Raw genomic sequence first — 18,983 nt, forward strand, 5'->3', positions numbered from 1 at the left:
TCAGTTGTCTCCGACGCCGCACGGTCGTTCCGGGCCCGGTGCCGGGCACCTGCCGATGTCCGGCACCGGAACCATCCGCCGTGCTCCCCGCGAGCCATGCTGCACTGTGCGACCCGGGCCGCGCATTGCCGGTTCCCGGCAGTGTTCACTAGGGTCTGCATGCCGGTGGTCTCTCAGGAGCCGTCACCGGCGCGTCGAGCATCCGGGGGACGACGTGACAGACCGGGAACTTCCCGAGCAGTTTCTGGACGGTTACGCCGAGATCCTTGCCGAGGTGTCGGCCACCGGGCGCCGCCTCACCCGGGACGAGATCTCCTCCCGCCGCGCCCTGGGCGAGCAGGCCGCCGAAGCCGGCCACGGGCTGCGCGCCCTCGTCAGCGCGCATCTGACCGCCGCCCGCATGGCCTGGCCCGGTTCGCCCGGCTCCGCGGACGGCGCGCTTGCCGCCGTGCAGCAGGTCATCGACGCCTTCGCCGAAGGCTACGAACGCGCCCAACTTGTCGCCGTACGCCAGGAAGAGGCCGCCCGCCGGGAGTTCATCGACGACCTCCTCTACGGCCGCAGCGACCTCGGCCGACTCGCCGAACGCGCGGAACGCTTCGGCCTGCGCCTGTCCCACGCGCACGCCGTCGCCGTCGCGCAGGGCCCCGCCGCCTACGACGAGGGCGATCCGGTGCCCCAGCAGGTGGAACGGGCGCTCATCTCCCGCTTCGGCGACCGCAGCGTCCTGCTCACCACCAAGGACGGCCGCCTGCTGTGCATCGCCCCCGGCCACCAGGCCGAGGTCCTCGCCTACTTCGCCAAGCAGGCGCACGCCGCCACCGACGGCGGCCGGGTGGCCATCGGCCGGCCCCAACCCGGCCCCGGAGGCGTCGTCCAGTCCTACGAGGAGGCTCTGGGCGTCCTGGAACTCGCCGAGCGCCTCGACCTCGACGACCCCGTCCTGCGCGCCGCCGACCTGCTGGTCTACCCCGTCCTCACCCGCGACCGCCAGGCCATGGCCGACCTCGTCGCCAACGCCTTGGGCCCGCTCACCGCCGCCCGCGGCGGAGCCCAGCCCCTCCTGGACACCCTCACCGCGTACTTCGACTCGGGCTGCGTGGCCGCCGAGGCCGCCCGTCGCCTCACGCTCAGCGTGCGCGCCCTGACCTACCGCCTGGAACGCATCCACAAACTCACCGGCGCCAACCCCGCCGACCCGACCCACCGCTACATGCTCCAGACGGCCGTGATCGGCGCCCGGCTTCTGGACTGGCCGGACAAAGCCGTCTGACACACCCCGCCGCCACGACCGGCCGGGCCGACAGCGCGTACGACTCCCACAGCCGTCCCCACGCCCTCGATGCGCCCGCGTCCACTCACCTCGAGTTCGGCCCCCGCTGAAACAGCATGCCGCACGGCCCGGCTACGCGGCCCCCAGCGCGTCAAGGGCGCCGGTCACGGTCCTCGTCAGCTCCCCGGCATCGGCGCGTGCGCGGGAGCGCAGATTGACTCCGTAGGCCAGCAGGGCCAGCAGGTCGGCCGCAGCTGCGGGATCGGTGCCGGGTTTGAGCTGCCCCTTGGCCGCGCCGGCGACGAGCGCCGTGCGCAGCGCCTCCCGTAGCTCCGCGTGATGCCGTTCGAGGGCGGCCCGGATGTCGGGGTCACCATGTGCGCCGCCGGCGTGAGCGTTGGAGACCATGCAGCCCCAGCGGGCGTACGCGCCTGAGCAACGGGCCTCGATCAGCGCTGCGAAGAAGTCGTGAACGGCAGGCAGGCCGCGGCCGTCTCCCGCCAGGCGGCTGAACGCCGGCCGGGAGCGTTGCTCGATGTAACGGCGCAGGGCGGCGCGGTACAGCTCCTGCTTGCCTCCGAAGGTGGCGTAGAGGCTGGAGCGGTTCAGGCCGGTCGCCGTCACGACGTCCTGGATCCCGGTCGCCTCCACGCCCTGGCGCCAGAACAGCCGCATCACCGCGTCCAGGGCCGTGTCGGGATCGAAGTGTTTGACGTCCGGCATGTCTCAGTCCTCAGCATCTTGAAATGAGGGTTCCAAGATACCGCCCCACCCCGCTATCTTGGAACGGTCGTTCCGAGATAGCGGAACGCACGACACGACCGGCGCCCCCAGGAGGAACCTTTCCGATGACCCTCAACGCCCAGCTGCAGGCCTTCTACACAGTCCGCCAGCAGCAGATCCCCGCCGACATACGGCAGATCATGCAGCGCGCCGGCCAGGAACTCGCCGAGTCCGGTCAGTCCGACCGCGCACTCTCCGCCGGCGGACGGGCCCCCGACTTCCGCCTGCCGTCCGCGACCGGCGAGCGACTGAGCCTCGCCGATCTGCTCGCGACCGGCCCCGTCGTCCTGACCTTCTACCGGGGCGCCTGGTGCCCCTACTGCAACATCGCCCTGCGCGCCCTCCAGCAGCACCACGACGAGATCACCGCACGCGGCGCACGCCTCGTCGCCGTCTCCCCGCAAGTCCCCGACGAGTCCCTCTCCCTGGCCGAGAAGCACCAGCTCGCCTTCAGCGTCCTCAGCGACGTCGGCTCCGACACCGCCAAGCAGTACGGCCTCGCCTTCGACCTCCCCGACGACCTCGCGACCGTCTACGACAAGCTCGGCTTCGACCTCCAGCGCGTCAACGGAGGACACCCGCGAACCCTGCCGCTGCCCGCTGCCTACGTCATCGACCGCGAGAGTGTCATCCGCTGGGCCTTCGTCGACACGGACTACACCAAGCGCGCCGAACCCGCCGACATCCTGGCCGCCCTCGATGCCCTGGCCTGAGTGCCGGTCCGAGCCGCCGCGCGGACAGTCCATCTCAGTTCTTACGAGAAACTGACGCGGGACCGAAACACCTTCATCCCACCCGCCCCACAGGCAACTCTGGCTCTGCACGTCACCGACGGCGGTGGCGGCGAGGTACGAGGAGTCAGGCGTGAGCAGGCATACCAGGCGCAGGTCGAAGTCGCAGGTCCGGATGACCATTGCCGGGGCCGGCATCCTCGCATCGGCAGCGGTCGTGACGACGGTGGCCATCGCCTCGGCGGGGGAAGTCCCCCGCGCACACGTAGGCGCGACGACGAAGAGCGCCAAGGCGGGAGCCAACCACGCCGTCTTCGTGCAGGGCAACGAGCTCGCCGGAAACACCATCCACGTCTTCCAGCGCGGCGAGGACGGAAAGCTCACCGCCGCAGGCGCCTACGCGACCGGCGGCAAGGGCGGCGACCAGGTCGACGCTCCCACCGACTCGCTCGCCTCTCAGGGCTCACTCGTCTACGACCGCGGCTCGCATCTTCTGCTGGCAGTCAACGCGGGCAGCGGCACCGTGACCTCGTTCCGGGTCGAGGGACAGAAACTGACGGACCGGCGGGTGGTGCGCTCGGGCGGGGACTTCCCCTCGTCCATCGCGGTGTCCGGCAACCTCGCCTACGTCATGAACGCGGGAGGCGCGGGCAGCGTCCAGGGCTTCCAGATCACGGCCAACGGACTGCAGCCGCTGGGCGGTTCGTATCGCTCCCTGGGGCTGAAGAACGACAAGGTGCCGTTGTTCAGCAGCTCGCCCGGCCAGGTCGCGTTCACCCCGGGTGGCCGTGAGCTGGTCGTCACCACGAAATCGGCCAACACCATCGAGGTGTTCCCGATGCGGCGCGACGGACGCCCCGCGCACCGGGCGAAGGTCAACGACTCCGCCGGCGGCGTGCCGTTCGCGATCACCTTCGACAAGGCGGGCCGGATGCTGGTCGCCGAAGCCGAGAAATCGACGGTCAGTACGTACAAGGTGCGCGCCGACGGCAGCCTCAAGGTCGTCCAGAAGCCCCTGGCCAACGGTCAGAACACGCTGTGCTGGCTGGAGCGCGCCGGCGACTTCTTCTACGGCGGCAACACCGGCAACTCAACCGTCACCGGCTACCGCACCGACCGGCACGGCCGTCTCGCGCTCACCAACGAGATCGGCATCGCCACACCACCGTCAGCCATGTCCCAGGGCGTCATCGACCTGGCGGTGACGCAGGACGAGAAGTTCCTGTACGTCCAGAACGCGACCTCCGGCACCATCGACGGCTTCCGCGTCGGCAGGAACGGCTCCCTCACCAAGGTCACCACGGCCACCGGACTGCCCCCCTTCGCCGACTCCGGCATGGAGGGCATGGCCGCGGTGTAAAGAAGCGGCCACCGCGGCCCGGCGCCTTCGAGAGACTCCTCTCGGGGGCGCCGAACCCGTTCCGAGGCGGTAAGGAGTGCGCGACGCCGGTCACCGAGCCCGCGCGGCACGCAGATGTCCGAGTTCAACGGAGCGTGGTCAGCACCAAGTCTGCACGGGAATCAGCACCGCACCATCAAATCGCCGCGAACCACGCGTCCCGGACGGCGTTCGTTTCGACCGTCTTCGAGCCTCTGAGCCGCCCTTCCACGAGCTGGCATGGTGGCCGCACGCATAGCCAGCCCCCGAACTATGTCGCCCCGCCACATGTGCGCCTGACCTGCGTGTTTCTACCGTGTGCCGACACGTACCCGTCCCCACCGCACCCGAGGAAGTGGCGTCCATGGCCTCCGCAGCACCCGCTCCCCCACCCCCCGCCAGCCTCAAACGCATCGTCGCCGCCAGCCTCATCGGCACCACCATCGAGTGGTACGACTTCTTCCTCTACGGCTCCGCGGCCGCCCTCGTCTTCAACAAACTGTTCTTCCCGGACTCGGATCCGCTGGTCGGCACGCTTCTGTCGTTTCTGACGTACGCCGTCGGGTTCGCCGCCCGTCCGCTGGGCGCGCTGGTCTTCGGGCACTACGGCGACCGGCTGGGCCGGAAGAAACTGCTGGTGCTGAGCCTGCTGCTGATGGGCGGGGCGACCTTCGCGATCGGGCTGCTGCCGACGCACGCCACGGTCGGCACCGCCGCTCCCGTGCTGCTGACCGTGCTGCGGCTGGTGCAGGGCTTCGCGCTGGGCGGCGAGTGGGGCGGAGCGGTGCTGCTGGTGTCCGAGCACGGGGACGCGCGGCGACGCGGCTTCTGGGCCTCCTGGCCGCAGACCGGCGCGCCCGCGGGGCAACTCCTCGCCACCGGCGTGCTGTCCCTGCTGACCGCGGTGCTGTCGGACGACGCGTTCGGCAGTTGGGGCTGGCGCATCCCGTTCCTGCTCTCCGGTGTGCTGGTGCTCGTCGGTTTGTGGATTCGTCTGTCTGTCGATGAATCGCCGGTCTTCAAGCAGGCGTTGGCGCAGGCCGAGGCCCGCAAGGCGACGCGTGCGGAGGCCGAGAAACTGCCGCTCGTCTCCGTGTTGAAGCACCACTGGCGTGATGTGCTGGTGGCGATGGGCGCACGCATGGCGGAGAACATCAGCTACTACGTCATCACCGCGTTCATCCTGGTCTACGCCACCACGTCGGCCGGCGTGTCCAAGCAGACCGCGCTCAACGCCGTGTTGATCGCGTCGGCCGTGCACTTCGCGGTGATCCCGGCCTGGGGCGCCCTGTCGGACCGGGTGGGCCGCCGTCCCGTCTACCTGCTGGGCGCGGTCGGTATCGGCCTGTGGATGTTCCCGTTCTTCTCGCTCATCGACACCGGCGGCTTCGGCAACCTGATCCTCGCGGTGACCGTCGGCCTGGTGCTGCACGGGGCGATGTACGCGCCCCAGGCCGCCTTCTTCTCGGAGATGTTCGCGACCCGGATGCGCTACTCCGGGGCTTCCATCGGCGCCCAGTTCGCCTCGGTCGCGGCCGGAGCACCCGCGCCCCTGATCGCCACCGCGCTGCTCGCCGACTACGACAGCTCCACCCCCATCGCGCTGTACGTCATCGCCGCGGCCGTCCTCACGGTCGTCGCCGTGGGCGTGGCCAAGGAGACCCGTCACCGGGACCTGACCGATGTGGAGCCCTCCGCAGACCCAGAGCCCGCCACCACCAAGGCAGCGGACACTCCCGCGCTCTGACTCCCGCCGCCTCCACCGGGCTCGACCGGCGAGTCCGAGCCGGGCAGGGCGGGTGCGAGCCCGGCAGGTCCGATCCCCGGCCCCCGTACGTCCGTGTGTACGGGGGTCAGCGTCGTGCCGCACCCGACAACCGGTGGAGTCTCAGGGCGAGTTGTATCTCCAGGGCCCGGGCGGGGCTCTGCCAGTCGTCACCGAGGAGGCGGGCGACCCGCTCCAACCGCTGAGCGACCGTGTTCACATGGACGTGCAGGTCGTCCTTGGTGCGGGCCGGGCTCATCCCGCACGCGAAGTAGGCGTCGAGGGTACGCACCAGGTCGGTGCCGCGCCGTTCGTCGTACCCGACGACCCGGCCGATCGTACGGTCGACGAAGCCCGCGATGTCCCGGTCCCCGGCCAGCAGGAGGCCCAGGAAGCCGAAGTCCTCGGCGGCGGCCCCGTCACCGGAGCGGCCGAGCAGTCGTAGGGCGTCGAGACAGCGTCGGCCCTCCTCGTAGGCGGCGGCCACGGCGTCCGGGTGGGTGGCGAGTTCCTCGACGGGGGCGGAGGCTCCGACGGTGACCGACTCGTGCACGGCGGCGCCGAGGTGGCGGGCCGTGTGGCGGGCCACCTCCGCCGCGGTGTCGCCGGGCTCCAGGGGCAGCAGCAGGACGGTGCCGCCGTCGCGGGCGGCGGCCAGGCCGTGCCGGGTCGCGGCGAGGTGGGACGCGGCGGACCACAGACGCCGGCGGGCGGCCGCCTCCTGGTCGGCGTCGGCCGCGCTACCGTCCAGGCGCGCGGCGAGCACCACATGGGTGGCGTCGAGATCGGCGGACAACCGGGAGGCCCGCTCGCGCAGCAACCGTGGGTCGCGGTCCCGGGCGTCCAGCAGGTCGTCCAACAGCTCGCCGCGCACCCGCTGTTCGGCCTCGGCGGCGGAACGTCGGGCCAGCAGCAGCAGTGAGGTGACCATGGCCGCGCGCTCCAGGGTGCGTTGGTCGACGGGGTCCAGTCCCGGGTGGCCGCGCAGCACCAGCGCGCCGAGCAGTTCGCCGCCGGCGGACACCGCGGCGATCCAGTCGTCCGCGTGCCGCACCGCGTGTCCCTCGGCGCGGGACACCTCCACGGCCCGGGCGGGTGCCGCGACGGGCTCGGTGAACTCGACGGTGCCGTCCAGGATTTCGGAGACGGCGGCGGCCACGTCGTGGACTCCGCCGCCGCGCAGGACGAGTTCGGCGAGCCGGTCGTGAACGTCCGAGGCCCGCTCGATGACCCCGCTGCGGTCCCTGATGATCTCGTTGGCGCGCTCCAGGTCCCCGAGGGCGGAACGGGTCTCGGTGAGGAGGTTCGCGGTGTCGATGGCGGCGGCCGCCAGCGCCGCGAAGGATCCGAGCAGAGCGATCTGCTCCCGCTCGAAGACCCGGGCCCGCCGGTCCGCCGCGAACAGGACCCCGATCACATGAGGCCCGAGCGTCAGCGGCACTCCGAGGATGGCGACCAGTCCCTCGTCGCGCACGCCGGCGTCGATGACGAGGGTGTGCTGGAAGCGCTCGTCCTTGAAGTAGTCGTCGGTGACGTACGGCCGGGCCGTCTGGGCGACGAGGCCGCCGAGTCCCTCCCCCATCCCCAGGCGCAACTGCTGGAAGCGGGCCGCGACGGAGCCTTCGGTGACCCGCATGTAGGTGTCACCGCGCGCCGGGTCGTTGAGACTGAGGTACGCGACGTCCGTGCCGAGCAGCGAGCGGGCGCGCTGCACGATCGCCCGCAGGACCGCGTCCAGGTCGCGCAGCCCGGCCAGGTCGTGGGCGGTCTCGAAGAGCGCGGACAGCTCGGCCTCCCGTCGACGTCTGCCCTCCAGCTCCGAGCGGACGCGCAGCGCGAGTGGTTTGACGGCCTCCAGGGCGGCGATCTCCGGGGCGGGCCGCCCCTCGGCGCGGGCGATCAGCACCGGCTGCTCATAGGCGTCGGCGGACGCGCCCCGGGCGAGCAGCTCCAGGAACGGCGCTTCGGCGCTGCCTGGCGCGCACGCGTCGCCGCTGTCGGACACGGGCGACGCGCCGCTGTCGGACACCGGCAACTCGCCTCCGCTGGTCACCGGCGCGGCGGCGTCCACGCCGTCGAGGCCCGGCGCCCCGGGACCGGCGCTCGGCGCGCTCCCGCCCGGCCCGCTGTCGCCGCGCCCACTCTCGCCGGGCCCGCCGTCGGCCGACGCATGGGCGGCCGACCCAGGGGCAACCGGCCCATCGGGAGCGGGCTCAGAGGGGGCGGGCGCGACGGCGGCCGGCGCGGCGGCACTGCCGGTACCGGTGCGTTCGACTGACTGCACGTGATCGCGGGACATGGTCACAGGATTCCCCATCGTCCGGCCGTCCGTTCCGCCCTGTGGAAAACTCCGCGGGCGACCGGGCCGGACAGCTCAGTGGGCGGTCCAGCCACCGTCGAGGACGAGCGAGGTGCCGGTCACGAAGGAGGCGTGCGGGCCGCACAGGTATGCCACCGCCTCGGCGACCTCCTCCGGCTCGATCAGTCGCTTGACGGCGCTGTCCTGCAGCAGCACCTCGGACAGCACGCGTTCCTCGGGGATGCCGTGTGCCCGGGCCTGGTCGGCGAGCTGGGTCTCGACCAGCGGTGTGCGCACATAGGCCGGGTTCACACAGTTCGAGGTGACACCATGGGGTGCGCCCTCCAGGGCGGCCGTCTTGGACAGCCCCTCCAGACCGTGCTTGGCGATCACGTAGGCCGACTTGTAGGCCGAGGCACGCAGACCGTGCACGGAGGACACGTTCACGATGCGGCCCCACCCCTGCCCGTACATGTGGGGCAGGGCACCGCGGATGAGCCGGAAGGGCGCCTCCAGCATCACGGTGAGCATGGTGTGGAAGACCTCGGGCGGGAACTCCTCGATGGGCCGCACCAGTTGCAGACCGGCGTTGTTGACGAGGACGTCGGTGCCCGCGGCGACGAGCTCGGCGGCGTCCAGGTCGACGAGGTCCAGCACATGCGCCTCCACGGTGCCCGCGAGGTCCCGGCTCTGGGCGGCGAGCGCCTCCAGACCGGCGCCGTCCCGGTCGACCGCTCTCACCTTCGCCCCGGCGGCGGCGAGCCGCAAGGCGCAGGCGCGGCCGATGCCGCCGGCCGCACCGGTGACGAGGGCGGTGCGGCCGCCGAGGTCGAGCGAGGAGGAGTGGAGTCCCGGAAGGGCACTACGAGCGGTCATGGCCCGACCCTAGACAGCGCCACCCTCCCGCCCCATATGGTCACCACCCATACTTCACTCGGAACTCGTAGGGTCGAACCATGTGGGGTCGTCCGACTGGGCCTGCTTGATCCTCTGCAGCGCGAACCCGTTCAGCTCGGGCAGGGCGTCCACGGCGAACCAGCCCACGTCCAGCGACTCGTCGTCGTTGACCCGAGCCTCCCCGCTGACGGCACGACAGCGGAAGGCGGTGTCCATGTACTGGCACACGTCGCCGTTGTCGTAGGTGACCGGCTTGAGCGCCTGCACGACAAGCACCCGTTCCACCACACAGACAACACCCGTCTCCTCCTCGACCTCCCGCACGGCACACGCCGCGGGCTGCTCGCCCGGCTCCGGGATACCGCCGATCAGCGCCCATCTGCCGGTGTCCGAGCGGCGGTTGAGCAGCACTCGGCCGTCGTCGTCGAAGACGACGGCGCTGACACCCGGCAGCCAGAGCAACTGGTGGCCGATGGAGGTCCGGAGCGTACGGATGAAGTCAGGAGTAGCCATGGACCCGACCCTAACGGGCCGGTCGCGTCACTTCGATGATCTTCACTGGGCGTGCGCCGGGCGTACGGCTACACCTCACCGGCGCGCCGACGGCGCACACCGGCGCCGATCGCCCAGCCGAGTCCACCGGCGGCGACCAGCACCAGGGCGATCTCCGGCAGGATGCCCAGCCGTGTGGCGGGCGTCTGCGAGGAGCGCAGCGGAACCTTCTGGACCAGTGAGTCGGCCACGAACATGCCGGTCTTCTGGGTGATCCTGCCGTCCGGCATGATGATCGCGCTGACCCCGCTGGTCACCGGGACGGTGACGGTCCGGCTGTGCTCGACGGCGCGCACCCGGGACATGGCGAGCTGCTGGTAGGTCATCTCGCTGCGGTCGAAGGTGGCGTTGTTGCTGGGGACGGAGATCATCTGTGCGCCGTCGGTGACCTCGGAGCGCACGGCCCAGTCGAAGGCGGCCTCATAGCAGGTGACCAGGCCGACCTTGGCGCCGTCCATGTCGAACACGCCCGGTTCGCTGCCCCGGCTGAAGTCCTGGCGGACCATGGAGGTCCAGTTCTTGTTGATCGCCCCGATGAGCGGGCGCAGCGGCAGGTACTCGCCGAAGGGCTGGATCTGCCGCTTGTCGTACGTGTCGCCGGGCCCCTTCACCGGGTCCCACAGGATCTGCTCGTTGTAGAGCTTGCCGTCGCGTTCGACGACTCCGCCGACCGAGATCGGTACGCCGATCGCCTTCGCGGCCTGGTCGATGACGGCGGCCGCGTCAGGGTTGGCGAAGGGGTCGATGTCGGAGGAGTTCTCCGGCCACAGGACGAAGTCGGGCCGGGCCACCTTGCCGGCCTTGACCTCGGCGGCCAGCCGTTCCGTCTCGCGCGCGTGATGGTCGAGCACGGCCCGCCGCTGGGCGTTGAACTCCAGCCCGGCGCGGGGCACGTTGCCCTGGATGACGGCGACGGTCGTGCTGCCGTCCTCGGCCTTGTCGCTGACCAGGGGCCGGGCGGCCACCGCGGCCAGCACCGGCACCGCGACGCTCAGCACGGCGACGGCCGCCGCCGACCGGCGGACCACCCTCGTACGCCGTGCCACCATCGCCAGCCGCACGATCTCGTAGAGGCCGAAGCCGCACAGGACGACGGCGAAGCCGAGGACCGGGGTGCCGCCCACGGCGGCGAGCGGCAGGAACACGCCGTCCGCCTGACCGAACGCGACCTTGCCCCAGGGGAAGCCGTGGAAGGGCACGCGCGCGCGTGCCGCCTCTCCGGCGATCCACACCGCGGACGCCCACAGGGGCCAGCCGGGCAGCTTCGACACCGCTGCGACGCCCGCGCCGACCAGCGCGACGAAGACCGCCTCGATGACCACCAGCGCGAGCCAGGGACCGGGGCCGACCTCCACGCCGGTCCACACCAGCAGCGGCAGCAGGAAGCCGAGGCCGAAGAGGTAGCCGAGGCCCAGGCCCGCCTTCCAACCGCGCCCGCGCAGCACCCACCCGAAGACGGCGAAGGCCGGCAGGGCCAGCCACCACAGGGTGCGCGGCGGGAAACTGACGTAGAGCAGCACTCCGGAGAGCGCGGCGGCGGCGGCCGGAACGAGTCGCAGCAGTCGCGCCCCGAGTGATGCGGGCGCGGTCTGCGGCCTTACCTGGTCCGACTCGTCCACGGAGGTTGCGGTGACGGTCACTGTGGGAGTCTACGGCGGCCGGACTCGGCGCCGACAGCGCGGTCCGCCCCCGCTCGCGGCAGCGAAACGTTCCCGCGTAAATCGGTCCCACTTGTCCACAAACCGCCCATCAGCGGTTACGGTGTGCCCCAGTCCTTGTTCGTACGGGCCGGTAACGCCCGGCACGGCCGAGGACGACGCAGGTCGGGGGCGACCGGGTTCGGGGGGCGGGGTGTATTCCACGGGGATGACGTCTGCGGTCGGTCCGCAGTCGGCGACGGGCGAGATCGACAGACGAAACGGCTCCGACGCGGTGGGCGTCGTGATCCTGGGAGCCTGTGCGGCCTGGGCCCTGATCACGGCGGCCGTCCACGACGGCCGGCCGGAGGGGGTGCTGCTCGCGACCCTGGCGGTGGCCGCCGGATACGCCGCGGGGCGGATCTGCGGGGCGCTGCTGCCGGTCGCCGCGCCGAGTGCGTGGGCCCTGGCCGCGCTCGGCCTGACGGTGGGGCTGCCGCACCTCTCCCCCGGCCCCGAGATCATCACGCCGCTCGGGGACGCGGGTGGCGTCGCCGCGCTGCTGGCCCTGTCCACCGGTGCCGCGTGCTGTGCCGCCTGGGCCACCGAGACCCTCGCCCCGCGGGTGGCCCTGCGGGCGCTGGCGGCAGGGATCGCGGTGGTCGCGGCCGTGCTCGGCTCGGTCGGCGGGTTCGCCGCCTGCGTCGCGGTGCTGCTGTGCTCACTCGTCGCGGGCCGGATCCGTCACCGCGGTCCCGCTCTCGTCTGCCTGGCCCTGTCCGCGTTCCTGGTGGCGGGCCTGACCTGGGCGGTCGCCGGTGGCGCGGTGCCGGGCGGGTCCGGCGGCGCGCTGGAGAGCCGACTGACCCCGCACCGGGTCGGGTTGTGGCACGACGCCCTGGACATGGCGCGCGGGCAGGCGGCTGTCGGGGTGGGCCCGGGTCGTTTCGGCGAGCTCAGCGGGACGGCGACCCGGACGCTGCTGTCCGACGGCAAGCCGCACTCGGCGCCGTTGCAGCAGGCGGCCGAACAGGGAGTCGTGGGCGTGACGCTGTTGGCCGCGGCCTTCTGCTGGATGCTGTACGCACTGTGGCGCACCCGGCGTCCCACACCGGTCGCGCTGACCGCGGGGGCCGCGCTGACGGCGGTGGCGGCGATCGCCTGCCTGGGCAACGCGCTGAGCTTCACCACGGTGACGGTAGCGGCGGGGCTGTTGGCGGGACTGGCCACGGCCCGTCCGCTGGCTGACGAGTCGGTTCGGCATGAGGCGGACGCCCGCCCTCACGGTGACCGGCCGACCCCGTGAACCGGGTGCGTGCGCTCAGCGCGCGGCGCTGGACCGTAGCCGGTCCTTGATGACGCGTACCGCCGCTTCGGCGTCGTCCACGGTGACCGTGAACGTGTGGCCGTCCCACAGTTGCAGCACCACGCCCTCGCCCCGGCGTACGACGACCGCGGTGCCCTTCTCGGGACGCCAGCGGTAACCCCAGCCTCCCCAGTGGCGGGGAGTGACGTGCGGGTCGAACTCGGCGCCGGTGACATGCGCCAGCGGGATCCGGCGGCGCGGCACACCGATGTGGCCGCAGCGCACTTCCAGGGAATCCGTGTCGACCTTCAGAGCGACGTGCACGAAGGCGAGAGTGCCGAAGAGAACCAGCAGTCCGGCCGCGATGCAGCCGACGACGGACATCACGAGCGGGGCGATACCGGACGTCCACTTGGAGTCGACGGCCAGTTCGATGCCGAGCGCCAGACAGGCGGCGCCGCCGAGCGCCAGCAGCCACTGGAACCGGTTGGAGGCGCGCCCGGTCCAGACGTCGGGGTGTGGGGTGTGCTCACCGTGGGGGTGGTCCCTCATGGCTATGAGAGTACTCAGGTTTCGCTGCGCCGCCAGCTCGTCGCTCAGAGTTATCGGGCGGGGCGGGCGTCAGCGCGCGGGGCTGACCGACGTGAGGAGCCGGCCTTCCGCGTAGGCGAGAGCAGGCTCGGGAAGGACGCCCTCACGGCCGCTGAGCAGCACCGTCAACGTGCCGTCGGCGGTGGCCTGCGGGGCGGGCTGCTCACCCAGTCGGCGCAGCGCCTGGGCGGCGACCGCCCCGGCGGATCCGTGCAGGACGAGCGGGGGGAAGCCGGGGCGCTGCACGGCCGCGCGGATGCGCTCGGTCACCAGCTCGTAGTGGGTGCACCCGAGGACGACGGTCGTCACGTCATCGGGGGTCAGCGCCGCGGCCGCGGCGACGGCGGCTTCGATGGCCGCCTCGTCCGCGTGCTCCACCGCTTCCGCCAGGCCGTAGCAGGGCACCTCGGTGACCGGCACGCCGTCGGCGAAGTCCTCGATGAGTCCGCGCTGGTAGGGGCTGCCGGTGGTGGCGGGCGTCGCCCAGATCGCGAAGGGGCCGCCGCCGGCCGCGGCCGGCTTGATCGCGGGGACCGTGCCGATGACGGGTATCTCGGGTTCGAGCAGGGCCCGCAGAGCCGGCAGGGCGTGCACGGTGGCGGTGTTGCAGCCGACGATCAGGGCGTCGGGACGCCGCGCGGCGGCGGCCTCGGCGACGGCCACGGCCCGCCGGGTGAGGTCCTCCGGGGTCCGCGGGCCCCAGGGCATTCCGTCGGGATCGAGGGAGAGGACCAGATCGGCGTCGGGCCGTAGACGTTGTACCGCGGCCGTGGCCGCCAGCAGACCGATTCCGGAGTCCATGAGCGCGATCTTCACCCCGCCACGATAGACGATGCCCGCTGTGCGGGCCGGGCCGGTGGGGCAGACTGCGCGGGTGAGCGCCATCGTGTGGATCGCCGCCGGATCACTCGCCGCCTGGCTGTGGTTGCTGCTCGGCCAGGGCTTCTTCTGGCGTACGGACGTCAGGCTGCCACCCGGGCGGGAACCGGAGGTCTGGCCGTCCGTCTGCGTCATCGTTCCCGCCCGTGACGAGGCCGCGGTGCTGCCGGCGAGCCTGCCGTCGCTGCTGGCGCAGGACTATCCCGGGCCGGCCGAGGTCTTCCTCGTCGACGACGGCAGCACGGACGGCACCGGAGAGCTGGCGCTCGAGCTGGCACGGCGGCACGGCGGACTCCCGCTGACCGTGACCGCCCCTGGCGAGCCGCCCGCGGGCTGGACCGGGAAGCTGTGGGCGGTGCGCCACGGTATCGGCCTGGCACGTGTTCGTGGCCCCGAGTACCTCCTGCTGACGGACGCCGACATCGCGCACGCGCCGGACAGTCTGCGGCAGTTGGTCGCGGCGGCCGGCCCGGGCGGCTTCGACGTCGTCTCACAGATGGCGCGGCTGCGGGTGGAGAGCCTGTGGGAACGGCTGGTGGTGCCGGCCTTCGTGTACTTCTTCGCGCAGCTGTATCCCTTCCGCCGCATCGGCCGGAAGCGGGGGCGGACGGCGGCCGCGGCGGGCGGCTGTGTGCTGCTGCGCGCCGAGGCCGCCGAGCGGGCCCGGATCCCGGAGGCGATCCGGCACGCCGTCATCGACGACGTGGCGCTGGCGCGGGCCGTCAAGGGCGGCGGAGGTCACATCTGGCTGGGGCTGGCTGAGCGGGTGGACAGCGTCCGCCCGTATCCGCGGTTGCGTGACCTGTGGCGGATGGTCTCGCGCAGCGCGTACGCGCAGTTGCGGCACAACCCGCTGCTGCTCGCCGGTACGGTGGCCGGGCTCGCGCTGGTGTACCTGGTGCCGCCCATGGCCCTGGTCGTGGGGGCGGCCACGGGGTGGACGGCGGTCGCGGTGCTGGGCGGCCTCGCCTGGTCGGTGATGACCGGGACGTACGTCCCGATGCTCCGTCACTACCGGCAGCCGCTGTGGCTCGCTCCGCTGCTGCCGTTCACCGCGTTCCTCTATCTCCTGATGACGGTGGATTCAGCGGTGCGGCACTACCGGGGACGCGGCGCGGCCTGGAAGGGCCGCACCTACTCGCGTCCAGAGACTGTCGTCGGCGACGAGAGCTGAGCGCTCACTTGCGTCCCGGTGTCCAGTTCATGCCCCACCCGTAGGCACGGTCGACGGTCCGCTGCGGGCTCACGCCGCGTTCGGGCACCAGGTAGCGGGCCTCGCGCCGGACCACCAGGTCGCCGCCGGTGTTGGTGATCAGGGCGAGCGCGCACACCGTCGAGGGGACCGTGCACTCGTCGAGGGAGAAGTCGACGGGTGCGCCGTGCTGCGGTTGGAGCGTGACCGTGGCGTGCAGGTCGGCGAAGGAGCGCGCCCCTTGGTAGATGGTCACGAACACGAGGACCCGGCGGAAGGCCTGCGTGTGGTCGAGGTTCACGGTGAGGTTCTCGCCGCCGGCGACGGCGCCGGTGCGGTCGTCACCGTCGAGGTGGATGTACGGCGGCCGGTGCAGGGCTCCGAAGGCGTTGCCCAGGGCCTGCACGACTCCCTTGCTGCCGTCGCTGAGTTCGTACAGGGCACACAGGTCGAGGTCGAGGTCCGCGTGCGTGGCGACCGCTCGGCCGCGCTTGCTGCCCCAGCCGGAGAACTGTTTGTGGACCTCCCAGTTGAGGTTCACGCGCAGGGCGCCCGAGGTGCCGCCCTGCTTGGTGAGCGAGACGGACGGGGCCGCCTTGGTGAGCGTCACCTTCGTCAGGCGGACGGGTGCGGCGGGAGGCGCCGAGGGGGGCGGCGGAGGCGGTGCCGGTGTCGTGGGAGGTGCGGTGACCGGAGGTGCGACGGGTGCGGCGGGAGACGGGGCGGCGTGCTGGGGTTCGTCCACGGTGATGCCGTAGTCCGTGGCGAGGCCCGCCAGCCCGCTGCCGTAGCCCTGGCCCACGGCCCGGAACTTCCAGGCGCCCTGCCGACGGTAGAACTCACCGAGCAGGAAAGCGGTTTCGACGGTGGCGCCGGGGCTGTCGAAACGGGCGGTCACCGTGTCCCGCTCGGCGTCCCTGACCTCGATGTAGAGGTCGGGGACGGCGGCGAAGGCGGCGCCGTCGGCGGAGGCGGCCAGGACCACGGTCTCGATCGCGGGTTCCACGCGCGCGAGGTCGACGACCAGGGTGTCGGTCACCCTGCCGCCCTGCTCCCGCTTGCCCTCGTACCGGACGGCGCCCGAGGAGTGCACCGGCTGGTTGTAGAAGACGAAGTCACTGTCGGAACGGACCTTTCCGGCCACCAGCAGCAGCGCCGAGGCGTCCACGTCGGGCACGCCCGGCCCGGAACGCCAGCCCAGTTCGACGCGCAGGGCCGTCGTCGGCACCGGAGCGTTGGATCCTTTCGGCATCGACATGCCTGCCCCCATCACGTGTCAGCGCGCCAGGCCTTCCCGGTCCGCCCCGTCCTGTTGTCTACCCGTCAACCTATTGCCCGGGACGCCGAACTCCCATGAGCGGTGCGGGACGACGGTCCCCGACCCGTCGGTAACCCGCCCGGAACTCGGCTTTTACCAAAAAGTCGCCGGGCACGCCGCCCCTTTTTGCGAAGTTCGCTCACATTGGGGGTCCCGCGTCACCCCCGACACGTAAAACAACCCTCTTATCGGTCTCCCCAACCAGCACATCGTGGGCTTAACTTATGTGCCATGACCTCCCCCCGCTCCACTTATGGCGGCGGCTACTACTCCGCCTCCTTCCCGGACACCCCGATCTACGACTCGCTCGTGGCCGAGCGGGGTACCCCGCAGATCGCCCCGATCCGGGTCCCCGCCGAGTACGCCACGCCGGGCAGTCACCTGCCGGCGCTGCCGTCGGCACTGCCCGCCCTTCCCTCCGGCCCCTCCCAGCCCTCCTACGGTTATCCGCAGGCGCAGCAGCCGGCCCCGCTCCAGCAGGCGCCCGCCGCGTACATCCCGCAGCAGGCAGGCATGCCGCGCGGCTACCCGAGCCAGCAGCCCCAGCAACCGCGCCCGGCGGGGGCCGGCATGGGCACGGGCTACGAGGCGATGCGCCCCGCGGCTCCTCGCCCGGCACAGCCGAACTACCAGGATCCGTACAACCAGCAGCAGCAGCAGTACCGCGGCGGCTACTGACGCGTCTGGGGGGTTGTCGGCACCACCTGGCACGATGGCCTCATGGGGAACCCGCGACTGCAGTCGATTCACGTTCATCCGGTCAAGGCGTTCCGGAGCCTGGCGCTCCGGGAGGCCGACGTGGAGCCCTGGGGGCTTGCCGGGGACCGGCGTTGGGTGCTGATGGACGACGGGGGAAAGGTCGTCACTCAACGCCAGCAACCACGGCTCGCGCCTGCCGTCGCCGAACTCCTGCCCGGCGGCGGCATCCGGCTGTCCGCGCCCGGCATGGAATCCTTGACGGTTCCCGTTCCGAGGCCGAGCGGCACGGTGCCCGTGGACATCTTCCGGGAAACGGTCGAGGGAGTCCTGGCGGAGGGCGAGGCGGCGCACGCCTGGTGCAGCACGTATCTCGGCATCGACGTCCGGCTGGTCCACATGGACGACCCGGCCACGCGACGGCCGGTCGACCCGCAGTACGCCCTGCCCGGTGAGACGGTGTCCTTCGCCGACGGCTTTCCGCTGCTGCTCACCTCCGCGGCTTCCCTCGACGCCCTCAACTCCCTGATCGCCGAGGGTGATCACGCGCACGAGGGCCCGCTGCCCATGAACCGTTTCAGGCCGAACGTGGTGGTGGCGGGCACCGCGGCCTGGGCCGAGGACGACTGGTCGCTCGTCGCCATCGGCGAGGTCACCTTCCGGGTCGCCAAGGTGTGCGGGCGGTGCGTCGTGACCACGACCGACCAGGCCACCGCCGAACGTGGCCGGGAACCCCTGCACACCCTCGGCCGGCACCGCCGTCTCGACGGCAGACTCGCCTTCGGGCAGAACCTGGTGCCCCGCTCCCGCGGCACGATCCGGGTCGGCGATCCGGTCACCGTCCTCGAATAGGTCCGGAACCCGCTGTGGCACGGACCCCGGGAACCCGGCCCGGGGGTCCGGGCGTTGGAATGTCCGTGAGAAGTTCATGAGAGGTCCCGGCGCTGGTGATTTCGCTCTCTCTTTGACCGGGTCCGCGCGTGAACAGCTGTGTCGGGGGTTATCACGGAGCGGGAAGGGGGTGCGGGAGGGTGCGCGCAATCACCGGACTCTGGCGTTGGCGGCACAACCCGCTGCGCCGGGGAACCGATCTGGCGGAGGCCTGGCTGTCTCTGGCGGCTCTGCTGCTGGTCCTGGTCGCCGGCCCGGTGCTCGGCTGGCTGGTCGGCGGCGTCGCCCAGGACGCGCTGCAGCGCTCCGTCCGCCAGCAACACGAGTCCCGTCACGAGGTGACGGCGACCGTGGTCCGCGAACTGGGCCACTCCCCGCTGGACACCGACCCCGAGACCACCGCCGGGCGGGACCTGCGCAGCCGGGTGACCGCCGACTGGCGCGGACCGGACGGGACAGCCCAGCACGGCACGGTGCTGGCCGCGCTGCGCAGCCCGCACCCCGGCGACCACTTCACGCTGTGGACGGACCGGCACGGCCGCATGGCGGCCCGCCCGCTGGACTCCGCCACCGCCACGACCCACGCCGTGCTCGCCGGGGTCGGTGCGGCCCTGCTGACCGCGGGCGTCGTCGAGGCCGGCCGACGACTGGCGCTGTGGCGCATGGTCCGTCGCCGGTACGCCCGTTGGGACCGGGCCTGGGACCGGGCGGGCCCGGACTGGGGCAGGACCGGCACCGGCAGCTGACGGCCTTCCGGCTCTGGTCAACCCACGGTCTGCGCGCACGCTACGGTGG

17 protein-coding genes are annotated in these 18,983 nt (G+C 72.0%); 9 read left to right on the plus strand and 8 right to left on the minus strand.

Going from position 1 to position 18,983, the window contains the following annotated elements:
* Positions 1 to 214 precede the first annotated feature (214 nt).
* On the plus strand, positions 215 to 1,273 hold the full coding sequence (locus tag ACFYRY_RS03600; RefSeq protein ID WP_389139549.1) for a PucR family transcriptional regulator: 1,059 nt from the start codon (positions 215 to 217) through the stop codon (positions 1,271 to 1,273).
* Positions 1,274 to 1,405: 132 nt separating this feature from the next.
* Here the strand turns inward: ACFYRY_RS03600 and ACFYRY_RS03605 are convergent, their stop codons facing one another.
* Positions 1,406 to 1,996: a TetR/AcrR family transcriptional regulator gene (locus ACFYRY_RS03605; protein ID WP_389139551.1), complete on the minus strand. Its 591-nt coding sequence runs from the start codon at positions 1,994 to 1,996 to the stop codon at positions 1,406 to 1,408.
* 125 nt (positions 1,997 to 2,121) lie between these two features.
* Between ACFYRY_RS03605 and ACFYRY_RS03610 the strand changes: the two genes are divergently transcribed.
* From ACFYRY_RS03610 to ACFYRY_RS03620, 3 genes are all read left to right on the plus strand, one after another.
* Positions 2,122 to 2,769 carry a peroxiredoxin-like family protein gene (locus tag ACFYRY_RS03610; protein ID WP_389139553.1) on the plus strand — a complete coding sequence of 216 codons (648 nt, stop codon included), beginning with the start codon at positions 2,122 to 2,124 and terminating at the stop codon, positions 2,767 to 2,769.
* 151 nt (positions 2,770 to 2,920) lie between these two features.
* Complete coding sequence (locus tag ACFYRY_RS03615) at positions 2,921 to 4,147, plus strand: lactonase family protein (protein ID WP_389139555.1); 1,227 nt, start codon at positions 2,921 to 2,923, stop codon at positions 4,145 to 4,147.
* A gap of 382 nt (positions 4,148 to 4,529) precedes the next feature.
* Positions 4,530 to 5,912, plus strand: coding sequence for an MFS transporter (locus ACFYRY_RS03620; RefSeq protein ID WP_389139556.1), 1,383 nt, complete (start codon positions 4,530 to 4,532; stop codon positions 5,910 to 5,912).
* A gap of 106 nt (positions 5,913 to 6,018) precedes the next feature.
* Here ACFYRY_RS03620 and ACFYRY_RS03625 read toward each other — a convergent pair whose 3' ends face one another.
* The 4 genes from ACFYRY_RS03625 to lnt form a co-directional block, all read right to left on the minus strand.
* On the minus strand, positions 6,019 to 8,229 hold the full coding sequence (locus ACFYRY_RS03625) for a GAF domain-containing protein (RefSeq protein ID WP_389139558.1): 2,211 nt from the start codon (positions 8,227 to 8,229) through the stop codon (positions 6,019 to 6,021).
* A gap of 75 nt (positions 8,230 to 8,304) precedes the next feature.
* Entirely contained in the window at positions 8,305 to 9,105 is an 801-nt protein-coding gene (locus ACFYRY_RS03630; RefSeq protein ID WP_389139560.1) for a 3-hydroxybutyrate dehydrogenase, read from the minus strand.
* Between the two features lie 54 nt (positions 9,106 to 9,159).
* Complete coding sequence (locus ACFYRY_RS03635) at positions 9,160 to 9,639, minus strand: NUDIX domain-containing protein (RefSeq protein WP_389139561.1); 480 nt, start codon at positions 9,637 to 9,639, stop codon at positions 9,160 to 9,162.
* 68 nt (positions 9,640 to 9,707) lie between these two features.
* On the minus strand, positions 9,708 to 11,318 hold the full coding sequence (gene lnt, locus ACFYRY_RS03640; protein WP_389139563.1) for an apolipoprotein N-acyltransferase: 1,611 nt from the start codon (positions 11,316 to 11,318) through the stop codon (positions 9,708 to 9,710).
* A gap of 226 nt (positions 11,319 to 11,544) precedes the next feature.
* On the opposite strand from lnt, the gene ACFYRY_RS03645 reads away from it, so the two are divergent.
* Entirely contained in the window at positions 11,545 to 12,621 is a 1,077-nt protein-coding gene (locus tag ACFYRY_RS03645; RefSeq protein WP_389139565.1) for an O-antigen ligase family protein, read from the plus strand.
* 15 nt (positions 12,622 to 12,636) lie between these two features.
* Here ACFYRY_RS03645 and ACFYRY_RS03650 read toward each other — a convergent pair whose 3' ends face one another.
* Positions 12,637 to 13,173, minus strand: a complete 537-nt coding sequence (locus ACFYRY_RS03650) for a hypothetical protein (protein ID WP_389139567.1) — start codon at positions 13,171 to 13,173, stop codon at positions 12,637 to 12,639.
* A gap of 69 nt (positions 13,174 to 13,242) precedes the next feature.
* Complete coding sequence (locus tag ACFYRY_RS03655) at positions 13,243 to 14,028, minus strand: glutamate racemase (RefSeq protein ID WP_389139569.1); 786 nt, start codon at positions 14,026 to 14,028, stop codon at positions 13,243 to 13,245.
* Between the two features lie 16 nt (positions 14,029 to 14,044).
* Between ACFYRY_RS03655 and ACFYRY_RS03660 the strand changes: the two genes are divergently transcribed.
* A complete protein-coding gene (locus ACFYRY_RS03660) occupies positions 14,045 to 15,265 on the plus strand; it encodes a glycosyltransferase (protein WP_389139570.1) in 1,221 nt (406 codons plus the stop codon).
* A gap of 4 nt (positions 15,266 to 15,269) precedes the next feature.
* Here the strand turns inward: ACFYRY_RS03660 and ACFYRY_RS03665 are convergent, their stop codons facing one another.
* Positions 15,270 to 16,535, minus strand: a complete 1,266-nt coding sequence (locus ACFYRY_RS03665; RefSeq protein WP_389141046.1) for a TerD family protein — start codon at positions 16,533 to 16,535, stop codon at positions 15,270 to 15,272.
* Positions 16,536 to 16,832: 297 nt separating this feature from the next.
* Here ACFYRY_RS03665 and ACFYRY_RS03670 point away from each other — a divergent pair, with 297 nt between their 5' ends.
* From ACFYRY_RS03670 to ACFYRY_RS03680, 3 genes are all read left to right on the plus strand, one after another.
* Complete coding sequence (locus tag ACFYRY_RS03670) at positions 16,833 to 17,279, plus strand: DUF6643 family protein (protein ID WP_389139572.1); 447 nt, start codon at positions 16,833 to 16,835, stop codon at positions 17,277 to 17,279.
* 42 nt (positions 17,280 to 17,321) lie between these two features.
* Entirely contained in the window at positions 17,322 to 18,149 is an 828-nt protein-coding gene (locus tag ACFYRY_RS03675) for an MOSC domain-containing protein (protein WP_389139574.1), read from the plus strand.
* Positions 18,150 to 18,328: 179 nt separating this feature from the next.
* Positions 18,329 to 18,934: a hypothetical protein gene (locus ACFYRY_RS03680; protein ID WP_389139575.1), complete on the plus strand. Its 606-nt coding sequence runs from the start codon at positions 18,329 to 18,331 to the stop codon at positions 18,932 to 18,934.
* Positions 18,935 to 18,983: the final 49 nt, after the last annotated feature.

It is taken from the genome of Streptomyces sp. NPDC005263, assembly GCF_042872365.1.
Classification (GTDB): domain Bacteria; phylum Actinomycetota; class Actinomycetes; order Streptomycetales; family Streptomycetaceae; genus Streptomyces.

Coding starts and splice junctions, on each gene's coding strand:
- ACFYRY_RS03620 (WP_389139556.1), top strand. CDS start 4,530: ATGGCCTCCGCAGCACCCGCTCCCCCACCCCCCGCCAGCCTCAAACGC.
- ACFYRY_RS03625 (WP_389139558.1), bottom strand. CDS start 8,229: ATGTCCCGCGATCACGTGCAGTCAGTCGAACGCACCGGTACCGGCAGT.
- ACFYRY_RS03605 (WP_389139551.1), bottom strand. CDS start 1,996: ATGCCGGACGTCAAACACTTCGATCCCGACACGGCCCTGGACGCGGTG.
- ACFYRY_RS03650 (WP_389139567.1), bottom strand. CDS start 13,173: ATGAGGGACCACCCCCACGGTGAGCACACCCCACACCCCGACGTCTGG.
- ACFYRY_RS03665 (WP_389141046.1), bottom strand. CDS start 16,535: ATGCCGAAAGGATCCAACGCTCCGGTGCCGACGACGGCCCTGCGCGTC.
- ACFYRY_RS03610 (WP_389139553.1), top strand. CDS start 2,122: ATGACCCTCAACGCCCAGCTGCAGGCCTTCTACACAGTCCGCCAGCAG.
- ACFYRY_RS03660 (WP_389139570.1), top strand. CDS start 14,045: ATGCCCGCTGTGCGGGCCGGGCCGGTGGGGCAGACTGCGCGGGTGAGC.
- ACFYRY_RS03675 (WP_389139574.1), top strand. CDS start 17,322: ATGGGGAACCCGCGACTGCAGTCGATTCACGTTCATCCGGTCAAGGCG.
- ACFYRY_RS03635 (WP_389139561.1), bottom strand. CDS start 9,639: ATGGCTACTCCTGACTTCATCCGTACGCTCCGGACCTCCATCGGCCAC.
- ACFYRY_RS03670 (WP_389139572.1), top strand. CDS start 16,833: ATGACCTCCCCCCGCTCCACTTATGGCGGCGGCTACTACTCCGCCTCC.
- ACFYRY_RS03645 (WP_389139565.1), top strand. CDS start 11,545: ATGACGTCTGCGGTCGGTCCGCAGTCGGCGACGGGCGAGATCGACAGA.
- ACFYRY_RS03630 (WP_389139560.1), bottom strand. CDS start 9,105: ATGACCGCTCGTAGTGCCCTTCCGGGACTCCACTCCTCCTCGCTCGAC.